At 33.3% G+C, this 3,738-nt stretch carries 2 protein-coding genes; both read right to left on the reverse strand.

The window, feature by feature from the left end; translation table 11 throughout:
- Nucleotides 1-53 precede the first annotated feature (53 nt).
- Entirely contained in the window at nt 54-1,748 is a 1,695-nt protein-coding gene (locus tag Q0W95_RS07680; RefSeq protein WP_297791509.1) for a phospho-sugar mutase, read from the reverse strand.
- Nucleotides 1,738-3,666, reverse strand: a complete 1,929-nt coding sequence (gene pulA / locus Q0W95_RS07685) for a type I pullulanase (protein WP_297791511.1) — start codon at nt 3,664-3,666, stop codon at nt 1,738-1,740. Before pulA ends, Q0W95_RS07680 begins: the two co-directional genes overlap by 11 nt.
- Nucleotides 3,667-3,738: the final 72 nt, after the last annotated feature.

Consider the following 3,738-nt stretch of genomic DNA (forward strand, 5'->3'; position numbering starts at 1 on the left):
ATTTTATATAAGTAATTGAAAAAGCTGCCCAAAGGCAGCTTAAGTATATTATATTATTCTACAGAATCAATTATATTTTGCATGAATTTATTAATCTTAACAAGCTTATCCTTTGATTCTTCGATATCTTTTCCAATAGCATTAATATATATCTTGATTTTTGGCTCTGTACCTGATGGTCTGATTGCAAACCACGAATCATCCTCAAGGTAGTATTTTAGAACATTAGATTTTGGTAATCCTGTATTATCATTTTGATAATCGATTATGTTTTTGACATCAAGTCCACAAACCTGTTTTATTGGATTATTTCTAACTTGAGTCATAATTCTACTTATTCTTTCTTGACCATCTAATCCTTCAAGAACTATTGAAACAACTTCATTTGAGTAGTAGCCATATTGGTCGAAAAGACTATTTATTACATCTAAGAGACTCTTTCCTTGGGCTTTATAATAGGCAGCCATTTCCGTAATCATCATTGCAGAGTTAACTGCATCTTTATCTCTTACGAAGTCCTTGTAGTTATAGCCTATACTTTCCTCAAATCCAAAGATAAATTTACCACTATTTTTTTCTTCAAGCTCGTTTGCAACTGCATATATATTCTTAAAGCCAGTGAGAACATCAAATACCCTAACCCCATACTTGTTTGCTATTGGTTTTACAAGGTCAGTAGATACTAAGGATTTTACAATAGCTCCATTTTCAGGCAATTGACCCTTTGCATCTAAAGCCTCCAAAATATAGTTTGTTAGAAGAGAACCAATTAAGTTTCCAGTTAGGAATTGATATTGTCCATTTTCATCTCTTACTTCAACTGCGCATCTGTCAGAGTCAGGATCTGTTGCAAGAAGAAGTTCTGCTCCTACTTCTTTGCCTAAGTTTTCTGAATACTTGAAAGCTTTTGGATCTTCAGGGTTTGGGTAGCCTACTGTTGTAAAGTCAGGGTCAGGATTTTCTTGCTCCTTTACGATATAAATATTCTTAAATTCTCTTTCATCTAAAATTCTTCTTACTAGTTTATTTCCACATCCATTAAGAGGAGTATAAACTACCTTTATATCTTTATCTATGCCCTCATCGTTTATTGTACAAGATTTAACTTCCTTAATATAATCTTCAATAAGCTGGTCATTAACATATTCGATAATTCCATCTTTTAGACCTTCTTCGAAATCAATTCTTGGAATCTCAAAGAAATCAGGATGTTCTGCTATATGACCTAAAATTTTATTTGCAGTTTCATCTAAGATTTGGCTACCTTCATGATTATAAGCCTTGTAACCATTATATTCTCTTGGATTGTGGCTTGCAGTAACCATTACACCAGCAACGTTTCCAAGTTTTCTTATTGTATAAGAACATACTGGGGTTGGTTGAATCTCTTTGTGGATATAAACCTTAATACCATTAGCTGCAAAAACCTCAGCTGCTATCTTAGCAAATTCTTTCGACATATGTCTAACATCATAAGCTATAGCAACGCCTTTTTTCTTAGCTTCTTCTCCTCCTTCTGCTATTGTATCAGCAAAACCTTGAGTCGCTTGAGCCACATTATAAATATTCATTCTATTTGTTCCTGCACCAAGCTTGCCCCTTAAACCTGCGGTTCCAAACTTTAGGGATTGGTGAAACCTATCTTTGATTTCTTCTTCATCATCATTGATGCTCAATAAATCTTTTTTAGTAGCTTCATCAAATCTGTCATCTTCTAACCATTTTTTATAAGTTTCTTTATAATCCATTTTTTTCTCCTAATTTAAATACATTTACCGATCTTCCCTCAAGAATTAATCCATTATCTGTATTAACTTCTACCTTATTTATACCCTTTTTAGAGAAAATATTTATCAATTTGCAGGAATTTTCCCCTAAGAAAATATCTATTTCATTTTTGCCTATAGTCTCCATTTCAGGATTTGCATTAATAGCTACTAGATAAAGCTCATTTTTTCCTACAAGCTTATAGATAATCTTACAGTCATCAAGTCCTTCCATAAAAGAAAGGCTATTTATTATGTCTTTTCTCTTAGTATATTTCAAAACATCCATAGACTTTCTAAGGCTAATTAATTCTTTTACATAATTAAATATTTCAATATTTTCAGTTTTCTCATTCCATCTAATAGCATTATTGCTTAATGGAGACCTATATGAATTAGCATCATTATTTTTGCTATGATTAAATTCATTTCCCTCATAAATAAATGGTTTGCCATAGGATAAGAAAATTATGCCCAAAGCCATTTTTATATAATCATCCATGTCAGTAGTTTGATTTAAAGAAATAGCGAGTTTGTCGAATAAAATCAAATTATCATGACAGTTGAAATAGTTAATTGTCTCACTAGCATCATCTGCGAATCCTATCCTCTTGTCATCATAGGATATAGATCCTGCAATTCCTGTTTCTATACCTAGTTTGTTTGAATATATCCCTTGGATATATCCCTTCCCATATCCATTTACATCACCCTTGATAGCATCCCTAAAATCATCATTAAAAACCCCAAAAGAATTTGACCTTTGAGCGCCTTTTAGTATCTGCTTGTCGAACGGAAGTGGAGAAGCAAAGGCCATCCAAGGTTCACCATAGATTATTAAATTAGGATTAATTTTCCTAAGTTCATTTAGGGCTATTTTTATAGTATCTATGTCTACTAGAGCCATCAAGTCAAATCTATAACCATCAATTTTGTATTCCTTAGTCCAGTGTATCAAAGAATCTATTATAAGTTTTCTTACAAAAGCTCTTTCGCTTGCTACTTCATTTCCAACGCCAGACCCATTGGCAAAGCTTCCATCATCATTTCTCCTGTGGTAGTATCCCTTAGCGAGGGTGTCGAGATTTGAATCATAGGATTTGAAGGTATGGTTGTAAACAACATCCATGATCACAGAAATATTATTGTTATGAAAGGCCTGAACCATTTTTTTTGCATCTATAATCCTTGATTTAGGATTGTAAGGTTCGCTGGCGTATGAACCTTCTGGAGCAAAGTATAATTCAGGATCGTATCCCCAATTGTAATTATCATCATCAAAAAACTTACTACTATCCTCATCTACAGAAATAAAATCATAGATAGGAAGAAGTTGAGCATGGGTAATTCCAAGCTCTTTTAAATTATCCAAGCCCGTTGTTACACCCTTATAGGTTAATCCTTCTTCGGTTAGACCGAGGAATTTACCCCTAGCTTTAGCCCCACTCGTTAGATCAGCAGTGTAGTTTTTAACTGACATCTCATAGATTATTGCATCTTCTTCTTTGTTTGTAGGAAGTTTTTGCTCTCTAAATCCTTCTGGATCCGTTTCACCCATGTCAACAATTGCGGAACTTATACTATTTATTGCCGAGCTAAATGAATAAGGATCAGTAACTTCATACTTGCCGTCCACTAGATAATTATAAAAATATCCCTTATAGTCTCCTTCAAGGCTTACTTCGCATATGCCAAGGTCATTTCTTTTCATTAGATATCTATCTTTGCGAGTTTTTCTATAATCATCAGTAAGCAAAAGCTCTACGGTATCAGCATACGGAGCAAACACCCTAAAGCTTGTCTTATCTTTGCTATAAATCGCTCCTAGTTTTTCATCTTTAATCTCTTCATAGGTTAGAGCCTCTATTTTCTTTCTATCAATCGACAGTTTTTCTACCATTTATTCCATTCCTTATTATTTTATTATCTAATTTAAAATTATTTGCCCATAGTATGTCTGTCTCTTATACAC

It is taken from the genome of uncultured Anaerococcus sp., assembly GCF_947253225.1.
Lineage (GTDB): Bacteria > Bacillota > Clostridia > Tissierellales > Peptoniphilaceae > Anaerococcus.